The organism is Pedobacter aquatilis, assembly GCF_032678425.1.
GTDB classification, from domain to species: domain Bacteria; phylum Bacteroidota; class Bacteroidia; order Sphingobacteriales; family Sphingobacteriaceae; genus Pedobacter; species Pedobacter aquatilis_B.
Genome location: NZ_JAVTSG010000003.1, coordinates 368,126 through 386,757, shown reverse-complemented (window position 1 = coordinate 386,757; position 18,632 = coordinate 368,126). Strand labels below are relative to the sequence as shown.

Genomic DNA, 18,632 nt, shown 5'->3' with positions numbered 1-18,632 from the left:
AACACAAAAGTAGTCAAATTATGACAAGGAAAGTGCCCTGATTTATTACTTTTGTGGCAGATGAATATTAAAGATTTAGAAAAACAATATATACAGAGTTTAAGCGATTTATACGGTGCCGAAGAAGCAAAAGCTTTATTTAATTTATCAATATCGAATACTTTAAAACTTACGCAAAGCGAGATACTTTTAAAACAAGATAAGGTTTTAACTGTTAAACAATCTGATAAACTCTTAAAGATTTTGGAAGATTTAAAGACAGGCAAGCCGATTCAGCATATACTTGGAGAAACATTTTTTTACAACTTACCATTTAAAGTAAACGAAAATGTATTGGTACCACGTCCTGAAACAGAAGAATTAGTTGATTGGATTATACATGAGGTAAAGGATAGCAAAAGAAACTTGCTCGACATTGGAACTGGTTCTGGCTGTATTGCAGTTAGCTTAAAAAAGAATTTGGAACATTTAGATGTTTCGGCAATCGATGTTTCTGGAAAAGCGTTAAAAGTTGCTCAAGATAATGCCAAACTAAATAAAGTTGACGTTAACTTTATTGAAGCCGACATTCTAAATTACAATTCAAACGAAATTTACGATATAATTGTAAGTAACCCACCATACATACGTGAACTTGAAAAGGCAGAAATGCATAAAAATGTTTTGGAGCATGAGCCTCATAACGCTTTATTTGTTCCTGATGAAAACCCCTTGATTTTCTATAGTGCAATCGCCGATTTTGCTATTAAAAACTTAAATCCAAGTGGTTATTTATTTTTCGAAATCAATGAATTTTTATGGGAAGAAACACTTCAAATATTAATTGATAAGCAATTTAAAAACATCGAATTAAAGAAAGATATGCAAGGGAAAGACCGCATGATAATGGCCAGAACTAATCCTTAAGAGCGAGGATGAAACTGAGTAATTACATCTTTTAAATAGTTTCTATCCAGGTGCGTGTAAATCTCTGTTGTGGTTATACTCGAATGTCCTAACATTTCCTGAACGGCTCTTAAATCTGCACCACCTTCTATTAAATGAGTTGCAAAAGAATGACGTAATGTATGCGGACTGATTGTTTTCTTTAAACCGACTGTAACCGCCAAACTTTTTATCATGGTAAAAATTGATATTCTGGATAGTTTTGCTCCAAAGCGGTTTAAGAATACGATATCCTCATTTCCTTTTTTTATGGTTTGATGAACTCTGATCTGTTTTAGATAAATGTCGATAAGTTTCAGCGCAACGCCACCAATTGGTACTAATCTTTCTTTATTGCCTTTTCCGGTAACTTTTATGAATTCGATTTGCGGATAAACATTTGAAATTTTCAAATCCGTTAATTCTGAAACCCGAAGCCCGCAACTGTACAAAACTTCAATTATGGCTTTATTGCGCATGCCTTCAGGTTTCGAAGCATCAATAGCATCAATTAATTGATTAATCTCTTCAATATTCAAGGTATCTGGTAGCTTTCTCGCCAATTTCGGACTTTCAATCAACTCCATTGGGTCAGCCTCAATAACTTCCTCTAATACTAAAAAAGAAAAAAAAGCCTTTAAGCCTGAAATTACCCTTGCCTGCGTGCTTGAGAGCATCCCTAGCTCGTTTAACCAGGTTAAGAAGAGCTTAATATCGGCAGCTTTTACCTCACTCAAATTTGGTTCCTTATTAATAGATTTAAAATACTGACTTAGCTTATCAACATCGTTTAAGTAAGCGTTAACTGAATTGCCCGATAAGGAGCGCTCCAATTTTAAGTAAGCATTAAATCCTTTAATATATGTTTGCCAAAGCATGTTTTCTTTAAGATTTTTTTATAACATTGCAACGTTACAATAAATAATGCGATAAAAATCAAAATGAAAGTACAAATTATCAACGGCCCAAATCTTAATCTTTTAGGTGTAAGAGAACCATCAATTTACGGAAATACAAGTATCGAAGATTACATAAAAGAATTAAAGGCCATTTATACTATTGTAGAAATTGAATATTTTCAAAGTAATGTTGAAGGGGAAATCATTAACAAGCTTCACGAAGTTGGATTTTCTTTTGATGGAATTATTTTAAATGCAGGTGGCTATACACATACATCTGTAGCTATTGCAGATGCAATTGCAGCGATAAAAACGCCCGTTGTTGAGGTACATATCTCAAATATTTATGCCAGGGAAGAATTTAGGCATACATCCTTAACCGGTAAAAATTGCCAAGGCGTTTTGACGGGCTTTGGAATGAATGGATATCGCCTTGCGTTAGAAAGTTTACTAATTAACACCGATAAATAATGATTAAAAACACGCTCTTCATCTCTCTAATTCTTCTTTCTTTTTGGTGCGCTGCACAAACAACAACGGTAAAATCAGTGATGCGTCCACCCAACGAAAAAACCATTGTTAGGGGAGAAGATGGAATGGTTTATCCATACAACATTTGGCAAAGTCTATTGCGTACAGGCAAATATGGGTTAAAAAGTAGAAATACAAAAACCGACAAAGGCGAACCTGAATTTCTTCTTTATGAATTTACTGCCGAACAGCGCAAGAGTTTAATGGAACGTCTGCCAAAACCTCGCCCAAGCGATGCTTTTGTTGAAGGAACGCCGTTTAAAGGATTTAAAACCACGGATATGAACGGTAATAAATTCGATTTAAGAACAAATACCGGAAAAGTAATTGTGCTAAACTTCTGGTTTATAAATTGTCCGCCTTGTAAAATGGAAATACCGGAACTTAATGAACTTGTAGAGGGTTATAAGGAAAATAAAGATGTTGTGTTTTTAGCGATGGCTCTTGATACTCGCAGCGAATTAAGAGATTTTTTAAAAACCTTGCCTTACAATTACAATATAGTTGATGACGCCAGGTATATTTCAGATAAATATGGCGTAAAAGCATATCCAACCCATGTAGTGATTGATAAGGAGGGCAACATTAAATTTAGCACAGTTGGTTTAGCCATGAATACGGTTTCTTATATTAAGAAATCGATTGATGAAGCTTTAACTACTAAGTAAGCTTAGAAAACCACTTAATTTTCTTAATAAAAAACGCCCAAACAATACTGTTTTTGTAAACCCCGGCATGTTGTAAATAAGGTCTTTGGTATTGATTTCTTTTCTTAGCCGTTTTGGTTAAAGATTTTAGAAAATGCCAATGACCTTTGCTTACAGCCATCGTAAATTTTGGTTTACCGGATAATAGGAAATGCCACCAGGCGATAAAATCAATACACATTCTAATAAAAATGCGGAAGATGGCATCGCCGAAAGGCAAATTCTTCTGCATAATAATTAAGTTATTTCTAAAATTTAGATAAGTTTTAAAAGGATTTTCAGTTTGCAAAGTTCCGCCACCAACATGGAAAACCTCGCTTTCCGGACAAAAAACGATTTTGTAATTCAGGTTTTTTAATCGCCAGCACAAATCTATTTCTTCCATGTGCGCAAACAAATCAGCATCTAATCCTCCGGTTTCTTTCCAATATTTACTTTTGATGAAAAAAGCCGCACCACTTGCCCAAAAAATTTCTTTGGCTTCGTTGTATTGTCCGCTATCTGTTTCGTAAACGTTAAATAACCGCCCTCTACAGAACGGAAAACTATATACATCTAAATATCCGCCTGCGGCACCTGCATATTCAAATTGGTGTTTAGCCAACTGTGCTTTAATTTTTGGTTGGGCGGCAGCAATTTTATCATCGCCTTGCATTAAATCAATAACGGGCTGTATCCAGTTTGGAGTAACCTCTACATCTGAATTTAAAAGAACAAAATATTCAGCCTCGACACGCTCTAAAATTTTATTATAGCCACCTGCAAAACCATAATTAACTTCGTTCTTTAAAATGGTTACTGTAGGAAAATTAACCGCCAAAAATTCTACTGAATCATCTGTTGAGCCATTATCGCCAACAATAACCTGTAAATTATCGTACACCGAATTTACAACTCCCGGAAGGAATTTTTCAAGCCAACTTTTACCATTCCAGTTTAAAATTACAACAGCTACTGACGGATTCATTTATATATTCTCGGGTTTAAATTTCCAACGTTTATGGCTCCAAAGCCAATACTGGGGTTTTTCTTTTATTATTTTTTCTAAAAATTTGAAGTGCAATTTAGTAATTTCTCCGTCCACAGTTTCCGCAGGATTTAAGCACATCGGCAAAACTTCTATTTCATAATAACCAGATTTAATCGGGTTTACCTTAAAATAGTAGATGGGTCTATTGGTAGATTTTGCTATCTTCTCCACACCTAGAAGTGCAGGCGTTGGTTGGTTTAAAAAATCGACAAAAAATTTGCTTTCTTCTCTTACAGGCGATTGGTCGCTTGCAAAACATAGTAAACTTGGTTCGTTTTTGTAAGTTGCCATACAACGTAAAGTTTGTCGCATGGCCACAAAAATATTTCCAAACTTGGTTCTGGCTTTATCAAACCAATGCTCAAAAATTTTATTGTTAATTGGCTTGTAAATTACAATGGTTTTTGCGGTTATATTAAGTCCAAGCGCTAATGTACCCAATTCCCAATTACAATAATGCCCGGTACAAGCCAAAACACTTTCGCCTTTTTCAAAATGTTTTTCTAATTGCTCGATGCCAATAAACTTGACACGTTTAAGCGTTTCCTTTTTAGAAATTGAGGTTAGTTTTATGATTTCGAAAATCAGCTTTGCTAAATATTTAAAGTATTGTTTTTCAATGAGCTGAATTTCAAGACTTGTTTTCTCGGGAAAAGAATTGCGAAGATTTTCGTTAACAACGTTTTTTCTATATCCTACTAAATAATATAAGATGTAGTAAAGTAATTTTGCGAAAACAAATAATACTTGCAGCGGCAAAAGCGAAATTAGGTATAATAAAAATACGCCTAGATGCGCAAAACCCCTTTTAATCATTAATTTTGAAACGTTTGAACTACAAACATATATTTTCAAATGCAGAATACAGCTATACTTCCATTATTTTATCTTCCTCCTGTAGGCTATATAAGTAAACTACAATCGGTTAGTAATAATTTTTTATTAGAGAAACATGAACATTTCCCGAAACAAACCTTTAGAAACCGGGCAAGTATTTATTCTCCTAACGGAAAATTAGATTTAACCGTTCCGGTAGTTAAAGGTTCAAAAATGCGCACAGCGATGAAAGATGTTAAAATTAGTTACGATTTTAATTGGCAGCGCTTGCATTGGATGAGTTTTGAAAGTTCTTACCGTAGTTCGGCTTATTTTGAATATTACGAACACGAATTTTCTGAGTTTTACAATAAGAAATATGAATTTCTATTCGATTTTAACCTCGAAATTTTAGAGTGGATAAGCAAAAAATTGAAACTAAATATCAGTTATGATTGTACAACTGAATATATTGATGATTTGGCTTCAGAATTAGATTATCGCAGTTTTATGAATCCGAAGAAAACTGAAGAATATCTAAACAATAAGCCATATTATCAGGTTTTTGAAGATAAACACGAATTTATTGCCAATCTTAGTATTGTAGATTTACTATTTAACCAAGGTCCGCAGGCAAAATTATACCTTTAGTTATGGCTAAAAACCAACCGCGTAACAGAAGCAGACATAAGCATTATAAAGTTCCAGAACCGGGAACAAGTCCGGGTTTATACGCCATAGATGAAAATGCGTTAAAACCAATAATAACACTTCATACTTACAACGATAAATCGTACAAAAAAGAAGAGTTAAAAAACATCAATAACATTGACAAACTAACTGAAAACAAGGATTTTTTTTATTGGTTTGATGTAAAGGGTTTAGCCGACCCAAGTATTTTTGAAACGCTTTATTCTAAATTGAACATCAGCCGTTTGGTTTTGGAAGATATAACCAGTTCATACCAACGTCCGAAATTAGATGAATACGATAACGACCAATATGTTTTTGCGGTAAGTCGCCATTTATATATTAATGAAGATGGCGATTTGTGTAACGAACAAATTTCTTTTGTGCTTACATCGAAATGTCTGATTACTTTTCAGGAAAATTATGAAGATTGCTTTAATCCAGTAAGGAAACGGCTGGAAGTTGGCAAAGGTAACATCCGTATTGGTGGCTCTAGCTACTTAATGTATGCGATGATGGATGCTATAGTGGATAATTATTTCACTTTGTTAAATTATTGGGGCGAAGAACTTGATGCAATTGAAGATAGATTATTCGACAACCCTGATAAAAGGATTATGTATGATACGCAAGGTATTAAGCGCTCATTAATCACCATTAGAAAAGTAGCCTGGCCTGAACGCGATAAGTTAAACGATATCATCAGAAGTGATAGTAGTTTAATTTCTGATTTGACCAAAACTTACATGAAAGATGCATACGACCATTGCATCCAAATCATCGATTTTATCGAATCTTTAAAGGAAATTGCTTCTGCTAACATTGATATGAATTTATCGATTACAAGTAATCGGATGAATGAGATAATGAAAGTTTTGACAATTATTTCTTCAATATTTATCCCTTTAACTTTTATTGCTGGTATTTATGGAATGAACTTTAGTAGGGAAGACCCATCCACAGGAAAAATATTAAGCGATAATATGCCTGAATTGTATGCCGAACATGGCTATTTATATACTTGGCTGGTCATGCTTATAATTGCCATAATTCAGGTGATTTATTTTTGGAGGAGAGGTTGGTTTAAATAAATCATTCCATTTTCAAAAAATATAATTTACCATTAAAAATGCATTAGAATTTCTATTTTAGGGGAATTAAAGCTATGCAATCATCATTCGAAATAGATAAAAGCGACGTTGTAAAGGTTAAGAATGCAATCTTAGCAGGTGATGAAACCTTAAAACAGGTTTTAGAGGAATATCATGCTTCGGAAATTGCTATTCTTTTTGAGCGATTGGATAAGTCGGAGCAGCAACATATTATTAATTTACTGCCCGCCGAAACCGCATCTGAAATTATTTCTGAGATGGATGAAGAATCGCATCCTGAAGATTTACTGTTTCAACTTCACCCCGATAAGCGTACTGAAATTGTTGAGGAGTTGGATTATGATGATGCCACGGATATTATCTCGCAACTTGAAGACCATGAGCAGAAAGAAATTTTAGAAGATTTACAAGATGAACACGCATCAGAAATTCGAAATCTTTTAACATACGATGAAAAAACTGCAGGAGGTTTAATGAACACAGAGCTAATCTGTGTAAATATTAACCTCACCAAAAAAGATGCTATCGACGAAATCATCCGCCAAAGCGAAGAAATGGAAGAGTTTTATACCATTTACGTAGTTGATGATAGCGAAATTTTTAAAGGCATTGTATCTTTAAAAGATATTATTAAAGCAAGGCACGATGCAAAAATTACCGAGCTTGTATTCACTGATGCTGTTTATGTTTATCCGGGCACAGATCAGGAAGAGGTTGCACAATTAATTTCTCAGTATAACTTAACAAGTATTCCTGTAATTGATGAAAATCAAAAATTGCTTGGCCGGGTAACTTTTGATGATGTAATTGATGTAATGGAGGCAGAAAGTACAGAAGATATCTTGAAAATATCGGGTGTTTCTGAAGATGAGGAATTGAGTGGTAATTGGGTTGAAGCTGTAAAATCTCGTTTGCCTTGGCTAATTATTAATTTAGGTACTGCATTTCTCGCTTCTTCAGTTATTCGGTACTTCGACCCAACAATAAAGCTAATTCCATCTTTAGCAGCCTACATGACTATCATTGCCGGAATGGGAGGGAACGCCGCTACGCAAGCATTAGCGGTTACAGTACGTCGTATTTCATTGTACGATTTGAGTGATAATCAAGCTTATAGAACTGTTTTAAAGGAATTTACCGTTGGATTAATTAATGGTGCGGCAAATGGTTTGATTGTATTTGTTTTTGCCTTTTTCTTTGATGGAAACCCGATGCTTGGTTTAGTTATTTTCTTAGCAATGACTGGTAATTTGCTCATAGCAGGTATCACCGGAGCCAGTATTCCGCTAGTATTGAAAAGAATTGGAATTGACCCAGCTATCGCATCATCCATAATTATTACAACTTTCACAGATGTCTTTGGTTTTATGCTGATTTTAGGATTGGCCAGTAAACTTTTATTGTAGAATATATACCTAACAAGAAAAGCAGATATTTCTACCTGCTTTTCTACTTTATTACAGCTAAATTGCTGTCACTCTTACTTCAATATTTCCTTTTGTAGCCTTTGAATAAGGACAAGTTGCATGCGCTTTATCTGCAATTTTCTGCGCTTCTTCCGTTGTTATACCAGGAATGTGAACGTCTAAATCGGCTGATAAACCAAAAACATTTCCATCTTTATTAAAAGAAACCTGAACATTAACATTTGCTTCACTTGTATCAACACCTTCATGTTCTGCAATTGAACCTAAAGCTCCTAAGTAACATGCGCCCCATGCTGCTGCAAATAACTGCTCAGGGTTCGAAGCGCCACCTTGTCCACCAAGTTCTTTGGGTTTTCTTAATTCGAAATCTAAAATTCCATCATTCGATTTCACATGTCCGTCGCGTCCTCCTGTGGCTGTAACTTCAGCCGTATATAATTTTTCCATAACATTAGTTTTAATTAGAATTAACAAACAATAAAAGGCATTGTTTTGTGTTTTAAACGGTTAATTTTCGTGTAAAAAAGAACTTTTGTTTTTGCAAAAATAGATTTTCCACTTAAACGCTCTAACGCTATATAAATCAATATTTTGGATATAAAGTAAACAATAAAATTACATTCCTAAAAGGAGTAATACATGTAATAAATTGTGCTACAGTATGGTTAAAGCAACTATTTAAATTCCATTAACCTTAATTTTGGATAACCAAATTAATTACCTGTAAATCTCCCTAAAGTGAATTGCAAGTTTATATCGATGCTCATTGGAGCTTGGATTTTATCAATCGCAAATTTGAGTGCACAGTTGTGTCCGGAAAACATAGATTTTGAGAATGGAAGTTTCAGAAACTGGATGATTAATGGTGGTTTCATTTCTGAAACATCAATAGATATCGACATTCTGCCGGAACCAGCCATAGGCCGACATACAATTATCAGCGATAAAAATGCGGTAGATGAATACGGACAATTTCCACTCATTCCGAAAAACGGAGGGAATTACATTGTGAAACTCGGTAACAATGGAACAGGTGCTCAGGTTGATGGATTATCGTATTTAATAACTGTACCCCAAAACCGTCCAGAGTTTACCATAACTTACCAATACGCAGTAGTTTTGGAAGATCCAACGCACCTGCAAGTAGAACAACCTCGGTTCATCACCAGGGTTAAGGATGTTAAAACAAATCAATATATTGAGTGCGCAACCTATCAATATATTGCAACATCAAACTTACCCGGCTTTAAAAAATCAACTGCAAGTCCAATTGTTATCTATAAAGAATGGACACCCGTTACCATCAATTTATCGGGTTATCAAGGTCGAGATTTAGTTTTAGAATTTATCAGCACTGATTGTACATTAGGTGGTCATTTTGGTTATGCTTACATTGATGTTAACAGCCTCTGCGGCGATTTAATTACCGGAAATACATACTGTAAAAGTTCTAACCAGATAACCTTGAGTGGTCCAAGTGGCTTTCAAAACTACACTTGGTATAATGAGAACAGAACGATTAATTATGGTTCAACACAAAATATTGTTATTAAACCTACACCCGCAGATGGAACTAAATTTATTTTAGATGTTGCCCCTTTTGATGGATTTGGCTGTCCGAGTACGATAATTACAACCGTTACAAGTGTTGATTACAATCTTCAATTAACGCCTAAAGTTACGGTGTGTCAGGGAAGTACTATTGATTTAATTTCTGGTGATTACATTTTAAATCGACACCCAGACTTTTCATATTTTGTTTATGAAGATAAGGATTTAACGATTCCTGTAAATGCTCCCATTACAGTAACTCAAAATAAAACTTATTACATAATGGCAACCAATTACAAAGGTTGTACAAGTATAGCCTCAATTGATATTATAGTGTTTGATTTAGCATTGATGAAGATTAAAAATCCTCCTAATGTATGCTACAATGAAACTGTTGACATTACGAATGCGGATATATACATTGGCGATTTAACCAACTGCACCAGAAGTTATTACACAAATATAGAAGCAACTAACGTACTTCAAAATCCTACAAAGGTTGGTTTAAGTGGAAAATATTATGTTAAAATAACTTCAAGCTTGGGTTGTGTAAAAATTCTACCAATCGATGTAGTTCATAATCCAAAACCAATGTTAAAAGTGACAAACCCAATTGCGGTTTGTTTTCCATCAACGATTGACATTACAGAAAAATCTCTTTTTGCAGGAAGTGATTCTGATTTCAGTTTCAGCTTTTTTTATGATGAATTAGCGACCAAAGAAATCGCAAATCCTAAAATTATTGCCGCAACCGGAACTTATTTTGTTAAGGCGATAAATGCCCAAGGTTGTGCTGTTGTGGCTCCAATTAGAGTAGAAGTTCATGAACCTCCAACGCTTATTGTTAAAAATCCAGAACCGGTTTGTTACCCATGGACAGTAGATATTACTTCAGCAGATTTATATATAGAAACCACGCACGGTGTAAAATTTGAATTTTTTAAAGATAGTAGCTTATCAATTAAATTAAGTCAACCGTCACAGGTTTCCGAAAGCGGAACTTATTACGTTCGGGTTACCAATCAACACGGTTGTACCGCTACTGAAAAAATTAATGTAACCATAAACAAACTTCCTGTAATTGTTTTAACCAAGCTCAAACCCATTTTTGACGATGAATTTATTGATTTAACGGCACCCGAAATTGTTAATGGAAGTAAAAGCTATTATAAAATCAAATACTATTCTGATGCATTGTTAAGCAATCCCGTGGTCCAGCCAAGCAAGGTTAATAAAGCAGGTATTTATTACTTAAGCTTGGAAAACGAAAGTGGTTGTAATACGGTTGCATCTGTTACAGTTGATGTTCTGCCTGCACCTAAAGTATTTGTGCCAACGGCATTCACGCCGCAAAAAGCCACTAACAATAGGTTATATCCTTTTTTTACAAGTATTCAAAAACTAAGCAGCTTCAAGGTTTACAATAAATGGGGCTTATTGGTTTATGAAACGAATAGTATGCAAACTGATGGTTGGGATGGACAGGTTAAATCGCGAATGCAGCCTTTAGAAACCTATTCATGGTTTGCAGATGGTATCGATATCCTTGGTCGTAAATTTCAATCAAAAGGGAAAACTATATTAATACTATAATGTACAAAATTCAATTTGCCCTATTTTTGTGCTTTATTACAGTTGTTAGTTTTGCACAAGACCCAAGGTTTTCGCAATATTTTGCGGCGCCCTTGTCACTAAATCCAGCCTACACAGGCTATTTTGACGGAAATTATAGAGTCGCCTTAAACACCCGACAGCAATGGGGAAATTTAGGCGAACCCTACAATACTTACAGTGTTTCTGGTGATATTAAACTCATTCAAGACGAAAATTTTACCAATGCAGTTTTTAGTATCGGTTTGAGCGGCTTGTTTGATGAATCCTTAAATAAAGCGCTTAAATCTCAATATGTTAGTGCAAGTGCTTCTTACTACCAATATTTAGATGTTCACCATCGCTTTAAGTTTGGCCTAGCCCCACAAATTTCCTACGTTTCCAGGTATGTAGATTATACAAAACTTACCGTTGCTTCTCAATTTACTGGCAATGGTTTCGATTTATCTTTGCCAAATTATTTGGATTTAGAGAATGATAAAATCTCATATTTCGACTTGAATTTTGGCGCAAATTTTTCTGCTGAATTGGAACGATTTAGTTTTGTTATTGGCTATGCCCATTATCATATCACCAAACCAGTTGAAAGTTTTTTGGGCTCGAATAATAAATCAATTCCGGCCAGACGAACCATTAATTTCGGCTTAACTTTTTTAGCTAACGATTATGTAGACGTAAATTTGAGTACAATATACAATTTTCAAGGCATCATAAATGATAGAATTGTTGGAACTGTAGTTGGTATAAAGCCTAGCGAGCATTCAAAAGTTAAAATTAACACTGGTTTATGGTACAACTTCAACGAAAAGTCGTTCTATCCATATTTAGGTGTTGTTTTTGGAAGCGTTAGTGCAGGTTTAAACTACACGCTTTATGGAAATAAACTATTAAATTCGACACCTCGTACCTACGAAATCTCTTTTATTTACCGCCGAAATACTTTCAAAGGATTTAAAGTTCCATGCCCTAATTTCTAAGTTATGAGATGATCTTTTAGTATAGGTTTAATAATTGAAAGTTTAACAAAGCATTAGATTTTGATCTTAACGGTTAGCTTATAAACGTCATAAGCCACCTTTTGGATAGAATCAAACTGCTCAGGAATTAAATCTTCGCCATTAACAACATTTAAAGCCGCATCGTTTAATCTAACCAAAGGCACATTTTCAATAGTCGATTCTCTTTTTTCAAGATTTTCAATCGAAGTATCGAGCAAATAATTAGTGTTATTAGCGATTGGTTTCAGCGAATCAAAGTTTTCCGTGTGGAAATCGTGCTCTTTGTTGTAGAGCGATAAAGTTGCCGTATATGAAGAAATAAGGTGGTTTAATGCTGTAAACTGATGAACTTCTTTAATAAATAATTGTTTGCTTTTCGGCTCAGAAAACATTCTTTGAAACAAAGATGCAAGATTCGCCGTGCTTACATATAATTCCTTTCTGGCCAACTTATACTCGGTACGATTATAGGTTTTATCGAAATAGAGTTTCACAACTTGCTCAAAATAAGCTTTATTCGCTTTGAGCATATCAACCATTGCTTCTTTTAATTTCTCATGCTCCCAGGTTGGAAAAAGCGAATAACTAGCTAAAAGTGCAATTCCAGAACCTATAAAAGTATCATAAATTCTTTCTCTAGCCAGCGCAATAGAACCCATTCCTAAAAAGTCGAAAAGGATTAAAATATACGGCGTCATAAACAGAACACTTACAACGTAGTTTTTCCGCTGAAAACTGTAACAGCCAATCATACAAATTAAAAGAATCGCAAAAAGTGTGTTTTTATCGTGGATGTAACTTACAACTGCCATACCAATAAAAGCACCAATGGTTGTACCAATTAAACGTTGGTAATTTCGCTGTTTTGTTAAACTGAAACCGGGTTTTGAAATAACCAGAATCGTTAACAAAATCCAGTAACTATGCGAGAAATTTAAAATTTGAGAAACAATAAATCCTAATAACATTACAACCGTAACACGTAAAGAATGCCTGAAAGTAGATGAGCTATAGGTTAAGTTTTCTGTAAATAATTTCCAGTCAAATTTTTGTCGGGTGATGAACTTTTCGGTATCTACTTCAGCTTTACGAATATCCTTACTATTTCTAAGCTTAAAATAACTATTTATGGTTTTAACTCGACCTAAAATATTTTCGATATTGACCTCGATGTTTTTCAAAGCAATAATGCCCGAAGTGCTGAATTTTTGGTCGGTATTATTTCTTTCCAGGTGATTTATCTTAATCTTTAAGCGTTCAATTTCAATCAATAAACGCTTGGAGATGTTTGGTTTTCCACCACTTTTTAATGCAAATGCAATATCATCTAAAGCATACGAAATTCTTTTTATCGCCATTTCGTAATCAGATAAAATACCTGCCGAATCAAATTGATCGTGAAGTTGTTTGTAATTATAATAGGTAGACATTACTTGCTCAAACAAATCTACCATATCTACAAATACGAGCATTAAAAACCGACCTTCTGGCGTAGAATCTCTAATAATTTCTCTCGTTCTGAATAGTAATTCCCTTACCGCGTCTTGCTTTTCATGTACTGAAACCTGTAATTGGAGCAAATCTGCATAGGTTTTATCATAATTATTATTTCTGTGATAAAACTTGGCTTTTTCGCGTAAGAACTCAGCAACCTCAAAAATAGAATCACTTAACGATTGCTGCACTAATCTATAAGGACGCAGCCTGTACACAAAATAACTTAAAGCAGTATACCAAATACTTCCCGCCAAAATCATCAAGCCATGGGTTAAAACCTCCTGCCATGGTCTTATATCATCAATACTTAAAACAATTATGAGTAGGGTAGCCGTTCCAATAGAAGCCGCCCGAACACCATAAATATAAAACATACTGAAAACAAAACTTGAAGCTGTAAGCAGAAAACCGATAAAAAAGTGGTTTTTATTAGTCAATCCGGTTAAAATAGAAAACACAAAGATTAATACTGTTGTAATTAGCATTGCATTTCTTCGGTGCACCATTGGACCGGGACTATCTACAACACTAACACATAGAGCACCTAAAGATAGTGTCATGCCGTATTTAAGCATTCCAAATTGAGCAAGAATTAAAGATGGAAGTAAAACGCCGATAGTAATGCGCAATCCATCAGCAAAATATGTGCTTAGTAAAAAATCTTGAACACTTCTAATGGGTTGCCTAATCTGCATGTGTACAAAAATAACATATTTAGAAGTGTTTTTGTTGGTACATTTTGTACAAGTTTTTTAATCTTTAAGCAGTTATTGACCTTTTCTGTAAAATGATTTTTTGAATATTTGTTAATAAGCTGATTATCAGCGATTGTTAATAAAGTAAGATGAATTACAAAAAATCATCTCCGGTTACGATTTTTGGCACAAACACATGTTAACAATACTGGTTTTCAGGTTAATAACTTTGTTTATAAAATAATTGAGTTAGCTATTGACAAATGTTCATTTACGCACTAAATTAGATTATATCAAATACGGAGTAATTGAAAGTTTGAAAAAGAGGAATCCAAAAGAAAGATTAACAGAAATGACAATTTTTCGGAAGAATCTAAAAAGGATATGATAATTTCTAAAGGGTTAAACCAATAGAAAATGAATAGAAATCGAAAGATGGATATTCTAAATCAGAAGACTTAGCAAGCATTATTAAAGATAGTATTGTTCTATGGAATAGCACTATTGGAAATAATTTCTAGACGACTTACAAAAGTTTGCAAAAGCCAAGTAAAAACGAAGAAATTCAATTACAAATATTAGATGCCTGATAAACAATTACGGTTGTTTTTAAGGTAAAACGGGGAACAGAATCGAAAGAAGACGGACCCCGTTTTTTTTTTGCCCAAATTTTAATGTTGGTATTGCACATCAAACAGTTAAAACATTAAATTTACAAAATGGCTAAAGAAAGTAAATCGGGCACAGCATCAAAAAAGATTTTCGTTTTAGATACTTCTGTTATTTTGTACGACCACGATGCGATTAATAATTTCAAAGAGCACGATGTTGCCATACCCATTCAGGTTTTAGAGGAATTAGATAACTTTAAAAGCGGTAACGATACTCGAAATTTTGAAGCCAGAAGTTTTATAAGGTTAATCGACCAAGCTTCTGAAAAAAACTTAATCAGCAATTGGGTAGCACTTCAGAAACCAAACTCGGGCATGTTTAAGGTTGTGATGAGCGACATGCCAAAGCTTATAAATGCTGAAGAAATTTTCGGAAAAGGTAAAACTGATAATAAAATATTAAATGCAGCACTGATTTTGAAGGAAGAAAATCCAGAAAAAAAAGTTGTGCTAGTATCAAAAGATATTTGTTTACGTTTAAAAGCTAAAGCACTAAATATCAATGCCGAAGATTATGAAACGGGGAAAATTAAAAACGTTGACCAACTTTATGCAGGTAAAACTGAGCTAAATAATGTCCCGGAAAGCTATATTGAACAATTAAAGCAGAAAGAAACTGTAACAGCAAAAGAATTGAATTTACCAATAGATGCGTCAAATCACTTCTACATTTTGAAAAACAAACGCAAATCGGTAAATATTTTTTATAATCATCATTTAAAAAAGATTAGTCCTGTTGTTTCTGAGGCTATTTTCAAAATCAAGCCTAAAAACCCTGAACAAGCATTTGCAATACATGCATTGCTAAATCCAGATATTAAAGTAGTTAGCATCCAGGGAAATGCAGGTACAGGTAAAACATTACTTGCTTTAGCTAGTGCTTTAGCACAACGCAGAGAATTCAGGCAAATTTATGTTACGCGGCCAATTGTTTCGCTTAGCAATAAAGATATTGGCTTTCTTCCTGGTGATGCAAAATCTAAAACCGACCCGTTCATGGCGCCAATCTGGGATAATCTTCGGTTTATAAAAGAGCAATTTAACGGCGATGAAAAAATGATAGCCAAAATTGATGAGCTAATTAATACCGAAAAAATCGCCATTGCACCGCTAGCATTTATAAGAGGACGAACACTTACAAAGATTTTTTTCATTATTGATGAGGCTCAAAATCTTACGCCGCATGAAATTAAAACAATAATATCGAGGGCAGGTGAACATACCAAAATCGTTTTCACTGGCGATATATATCAAATCGATACACCTTATTTAGATTCGGAAAGCAATGGGTTAAGTTATCTGATCGAAAATGCTAAAAATCATCCGCTATATGCGCACATAACATTGCAGAAAGGAGAGCGGAGTGAACTGGCTAATCTCGCCAACGAATTGTTATAAAATACCGGTTTTACAAAGGTCTTTTTAAAATTAATAATCTATACTAATGTTCTCTTTATTTATTTTACTTGTAGGTATTCGTATAATGAACAAATACCTTGATGGTGATGCTGAAAAGCTTGCTTTAATCCAAAACCCAAACTCCGGGAACGGCACTATCGAAAACTATTTTCCAGTAATTTTTCATTCTACCATTATTATTTTAATTCTGATTTCTTGCTTTACGTCTGAAATTTTAAATCAGGAAAGAATCCATGTATTGATTGCTGACGGAGTTTTCCAGTTTGTAAGTACGCTATTAATCTTGATTATTGGAATAATTAACCCATTTACACCATTATCGAACGAATCCAAACAAAAATTATTGAACAAATCTGCAGATCGAGGTTTTGAATGGTTTAAATGGATGCTGGAAGATAAAAAATGGCAATTGGTAAAAGCACTTATTTGCGTACTAATTGTGGCTTATTTTATCTATAGTGGCTATTTAGTAATCCCTAATCTAAATCAAGGCTTACTATCCGGCATTGCAGTAATCCTGATTTTGTTTTTTGTCTTCGGAAATATAGTGCAGATACTCAGAGATCCTGCTCTTTTCAAAAGCAAAACACTATTTCGATTATCAATGCTTTATCGTTCATTTAAACTATCATTTTTTATATCTATCGGCCTAATAGCATTAGTATTTGTTATGAGCTTTTTATTAAAGATTGATAGTGAAAAATTAGTAAATATTGAAGGAATTATTTTGCTGGTTTACAATACAGTAATGGCGATTAACGAATTCAAAATACTAAAATCAAATACCTAGTGATATTTCTTCAGCGACCTGAAGGCAATAAATAAAGAAATCAGTGTTAAAAATGCACTCAAAATAAATGGCGCTCCCGGAAAATAAATTGATGTTTTGTCATCAATAAAATATGCAAAAATATGTGTCATAGCCCATGGCGCAAATATCGCCGCCAAACTTTGTAATCCGGTTAAAACACCTTGCATTTCTCCTTGTGCATTTGCAGGCACCTGGTTCGAAATTAACCCTTGCATAGCTGGCCCACCAATTCCTGCTAATCCATAAGGCAGCATAAAGGCAAACATCATCCAACCTTTTGTAGCAAAAGCAAAAGCCGTAAAACCAATTACGTATAAAATTAAACCAAAATAAACAGCTCGTTTTTCTCCAATTTTAGGTAATATTATCCTAATCAACCCGCCCTGAACAATTCCAATAACCAAACCTACGAATCCTAAGGAGTAGCCAACCCATGATGCATCCCAGTTAAACTTTTCCATGGTGTAAAATGTCCAGTTCGATTGAACAGAATGGCTAGAAAAGTACAATAAAAATAATGTTGCCATTAAACCCATCAATGCCGGGTATTTGCCAATACTCAATAAAGAACCTATAGGATTAGCTCTTTTCCATTCAAAAGGTCTGCGTTTTTCAATTGGTAAAGATTCAGGCAAGATAAAATAACCGTAAAGCCAGTTAATTAGCGAAAGTCCTGCTGCAATCATAAAAGGTACTCGTGTGCCAAAATGGCTAAATGCCCCGCCCAAAACCGGACCAAGTATAAACCCAACGCCAAACGCGGCACCGACTAAACCAAAATTTTGCGCTCTTTTTTCTGGTGAAGAAACATCGGCTATATATGCTTGTGCGGTTGTAAAACTTGCTCCGGTAATTCCGGCAATTATTCTTCCAACAAACAACCAAATTATAGACGGTGCGAAAGCCAAAAAAATATAATCAACACCTAATCCAAACAAAGAACTTAGTAAAACTGGTCGGCGACCAAACCTATCACTTAAAGCTCCAATAATTGGCGAACTTACAAATTGTACAGCAGCATAGGCCAAAGTTAGCCATCCACCGTATTCAGCAGCTAATCCAAAACCACCGCCGGTAAAATCTTGAATTAATTTTGGTAAAACCGGAATAATAATTCCAAATCCGGTAAAGTCTATTAGTAGGGTTACCATGATAAAACCCATTGCAGATTTTTTGTCGCTTGCCATTGATAAAAGATTTAGCGCAAAAATATTACAAACTGACTAAAAGTTATAAAATTATT

General features: G+C 34.3%; 16 protein-coding genes. 10 read left to right on the top strand and 6 right to left on the bottom strand.

The features are described 5' to 3' along the window. The first annotated feature begins 60 nt into the window (after nt 1-60). Nucleotides 61-906: a peptide chain release factor N(5)-glutamine methyltransferase gene (prmC, locus tag R2Q16_RS11690; RefSeq protein WP_316737234.1), complete on the top strand. Its 846-nt coding sequence runs from the start codon at nt 61-63 to the stop codon at nt 904-906. Here the strand turns inward: prmC and xerD are convergent. Then, nucleotides 903-1,802: a site-specific tyrosine recombinase XerD gene (gene xerD / locus R2Q16_RS11685; RefSeq protein WP_316737232.1), complete on the bottom strand. Its 900-nt coding sequence runs from the start codon at nt 1,800-1,802 to the stop codon at nt 903-905. The two genes, prmC and xerD, sit on opposite strands and share 4 nt — an antisense overlap. 63 nt (nt 1,803-1,865) lie before the next feature. On the opposite strand from xerD, the gene aroQ reads away from it, so the two are divergent. After that, on the top strand, nt 1,866-2,294 hold the full coding sequence (gene aroQ, locus R2Q16_RS11680; RefSeq protein ID WP_316737231.1) for a type II 3-dehydroquinate dehydratase: 429 nt from the start codon (nt 1,866-1,868) through the stop codon (nt 2,292-2,294). Further along, nucleotides 2,294-3,022 carry a TlpA disulfide reductase family protein gene (locus R2Q16_RS11675; RefSeq protein WP_316737230.1) on the top strand — a complete coding sequence of 243 codons (729 nt, stop codon included), beginning with the start codon at nt 2,294-2,296 and terminating at the stop codon, nt 3,020-3,022. The genes aroQ and R2Q16_RS11675 overlap by 1 nt, the downstream gene beginning before the upstream one ends. Here R2Q16_RS11675 and R2Q16_RS11670 read toward each other — a convergent pair. Together R2Q16_RS11670 and R2Q16_RS11665 are read right to left on the bottom strand one after the other, a co-directional pair. Further along, the gene (locus R2Q16_RS11670; RefSeq protein ID WP_316737228.1) at nt 3,015-4,028 is read right to left on the bottom strand and encodes a glycosyltransferase family 2 protein; all 1,014 of its coding nucleotides are present in this window, start codon (nt 4,026-4,028) and stop codon (nt 3,015-3,017) included. The genes R2Q16_RS11675 and R2Q16_RS11670 overlap by 8 nt on opposite strands. Beyond that, complete coding sequence (locus R2Q16_RS11665) at nt 4,029-4,907, bottom strand: lysophospholipid acyltransferase family protein (RefSeq protein WP_316737226.1); 879 nt, start codon at nt 4,905-4,907, stop codon at nt 4,029-4,031. Nucleotides 4,908-4,946: 39 nt separating this feature from the next. On the opposite strand from R2Q16_RS11665, the gene R2Q16_RS11660 reads away from it, so the two are divergent. The 3 genes from R2Q16_RS11660 (at nt 4,947) to mgtE (ending at nt 8,115) form a co-directional block, all read left to right on the top strand. Beyond that, a complete protein-coding gene (locus tag R2Q16_RS11660; RefSeq protein WP_316737225.1) occupies nt 4,947-5,558 on the top strand; it encodes a WbqC family protein in 612 nt (203 codons plus the stop codon). A gap of 2 nt (nt 5,559-5,560) precedes the next feature. Then, nucleotides 5,561-6,688, top strand: coding sequence for a magnesium/cobalt transporter CorA (gene corA, locus R2Q16_RS11655; RefSeq protein ID WP_316737223.1), 1,128 nt, complete (start codon nt 5,561-5,563; stop codon nt 6,686-6,688). Nucleotides 6,689-6,762: 74 nt separating this feature from the next. Continuing rightward, nucleotides 6,763-8,115: a magnesium transporter gene (gene mgtE, locus R2Q16_RS11650; RefSeq protein ID WP_316737222.1), complete on the top strand. Its 1,353-nt coding sequence runs from the start codon at nt 6,763-6,765 to the stop codon at nt 8,113-8,115. A 57-nt stretch (nt 8,116-8,172) separates the two neighbouring features. Here the strand turns inward: mgtE and R2Q16_RS11645 are convergent, their stop codons facing one another. Beyond that, nucleotides 8,173-8,583, bottom strand: a complete 411-nt coding sequence (locus tag R2Q16_RS11645) for an organic hydroperoxide resistance protein (protein ID WP_316737221.1) — start codon at nt 8,581-8,583, stop codon at nt 8,173-8,175. A 312-nt stretch (nt 8,584-8,895) separates the two neighbouring features. On the opposite strand from R2Q16_RS11645, the gene R2Q16_RS11640 reads away from it, so the two are divergent. Together R2Q16_RS11640 and R2Q16_RS11635 are read left to right on the top strand one after the other, a co-directional pair. Further along, a complete protein-coding gene (locus tag R2Q16_RS11640; protein ID WP_316737219.1) occupies nt 8,896-11,280 on the top strand; it encodes a gliding motility-associated C-terminal domain-containing protein in 2,385 nt (794 codons plus the stop codon). Next, on the top strand, nt 11,280-12,275 hold the full coding sequence (locus R2Q16_RS11635) for a PorP/SprF family type IX secretion system membrane protein (RefSeq protein WP_316737218.1): 996 nt from the start codon (nt 11,280-11,282) through the stop codon (nt 12,273-12,275). The genes R2Q16_RS11640 and R2Q16_RS11635 overlap by 1 nt, the downstream gene beginning before the upstream one ends. 53 nt (nt 12,276-12,328) lie before the next feature. Here R2Q16_RS11635 and R2Q16_RS11630 read toward each other — a convergent pair whose 3' ends face one another. Continuing rightward, nucleotides 12,329-14,488, bottom strand: a complete 2,160-nt coding sequence (locus R2Q16_RS11630) for an FUSC family protein (protein ID WP_316737216.1) — start codon at nt 14,486-14,488, stop codon at nt 12,329-12,331. 719 nt (nt 14,489-15,207) lie between these two features. On the opposite strand from R2Q16_RS11630, the gene R2Q16_RS11625 reads away from it, so the two are divergent. Both R2Q16_RS11625 and R2Q16_RS11620 read left to right on the top strand, forming a co-directional pair. Further along, nucleotides 15,208-16,557 (top strand): PhoH family protein, encoded by a 1,350-nt coding sequence (locus R2Q16_RS11625; protein ID WP_316737213.1) that lies wholly within the window; start codon nt 15,208-15,210, stop codon nt 16,555-16,557. A 46-nt stretch (nt 16,558-16,603) separates the two neighbouring features. Next, nucleotides 16,604-17,368: a hypothetical protein gene (locus tag R2Q16_RS11620; RefSeq protein WP_316737212.1), complete on the top strand. Its 765-nt coding sequence runs from the start codon at nt 16,604-16,606 to the stop codon at nt 17,366-17,368. Here R2Q16_RS11620 and R2Q16_RS11615 read toward each other — a convergent pair. Continuing rightward, nucleotides 17,365-18,576, bottom strand: coding sequence for a TCR/Tet family MFS transporter (locus R2Q16_RS11615; RefSeq protein WP_316737211.1), 1,212 nt, complete (start codon nt 18,574-18,576; stop codon nt 17,365-17,367). The genes R2Q16_RS11620 and R2Q16_RS11615 overlap by 4 nt on opposite strands. Between the last annotated feature and the right edge of the window lie 56 nt (nt 18,577-18,632).

What these genes read in the sequence shown, in the direction of transcription:
- prmC (WP_316737234.1), top strand. Translation starts at nt 61, where the DNA reads ATGAATATTAAAGATTTAGAAAAACAATATATACAGAGTTTAAGCGAT.
- xerD (WP_316737232.1), bottom strand. Translation starts at nt 1,802, where the DNA reads ATGCTTTGGCAAACATATATTAAAGGATTTAATGCTTACTTAAAATTG.
- aroQ (WP_316737231.1), top strand. Translation starts at nt 1,866, where the DNA reads ATGAAAGTACAAATTATCAACGGCCCAAATCTTAATCTTTTAGGTGTA.
- R2Q16_RS11675 (WP_316737230.1), top strand. Translation starts at nt 2,294, where the DNA reads ATGATTAAAAACACGCTCTTCATCTCTCTAATTCTTCTTTCTTTTTGG.
- R2Q16_RS11670 (WP_316737228.1), bottom strand. Translation starts at nt 4,028, where the DNA reads ATGAATCCGTCAGTAGCTGTTGTAATTTTAAACTGGAATGGTAAAAGT.
- R2Q16_RS11665 (WP_316737226.1), bottom strand. Translation starts at nt 4,907, where the DNA reads ATGATTAAAAGGGGTTTTGCGCATCTAGGCGTATTTTTATTATACCTA.
- R2Q16_RS11660 (WP_316737225.1), top strand. Translation starts at nt 4,947, where the DNA reads ATGCAGAATACAGCTATACTTCCATTATTTTATCTTCCTCCTGTAGGC.
- corA (WP_316737223.1), top strand. Translation starts at nt 5,561, where the DNA reads ATGGCTAAAAACCAACCGCGTAACAGAAGCAGACATAAGCATTATAAA.
- mgtE (WP_316737222.1), top strand. Translation starts at nt 6,763, where the DNA reads ATGCAATCATCATTCGAAATAGATAAAAGCGACGTTGTAAAGGTTAAG.
- R2Q16_RS11645 (WP_316737221.1), bottom strand. Translation starts at nt 8,583, where the DNA reads ATGGAAAAATTATATACGGCTGAAGTTACAGCCACAGGAGGACGCGAC.
- R2Q16_RS11640 (WP_316737219.1), top strand. Translation starts at nt 8,896, where the DNA reads ATGCTCATTGGAGCTTGGATTTTATCAATCGCAAATTTGAGTGCACAG.
- R2Q16_RS11635 (WP_316737218.1), top strand. Translation starts at nt 11,280, where the DNA reads ATGTACAAAATTCAATTTGCCCTATTTTTGTGCTTTATTACAGTTGTT.
- R2Q16_RS11630 (WP_316737216.1), bottom strand. Translation starts at nt 14,488, where the DNA reads ATGCAGATTAGGCAACCCATTAGAAGTGTTCAAGATTTTTTACTAAGC.
- R2Q16_RS11625 (WP_316737213.1), top strand. Translation starts at nt 15,208, where the DNA reads ATGGCTAAAGAAAGTAAATCGGGCACAGCATCAAAAAAGATTTTCGTT.
- R2Q16_RS11620 (WP_316737212.1), top strand. Translation starts at nt 16,604, where the DNA reads ATGTTCTCTTTATTTATTTTACTTGTAGGTATTCGTATAATGAACAAA.
- R2Q16_RS11615 (WP_316737211.1), bottom strand. Translation starts at nt 18,576, where the DNA reads ATGGCAAGCGACAAAAAATCTGCAATGGGTTTTATCATGGTAACCCTA.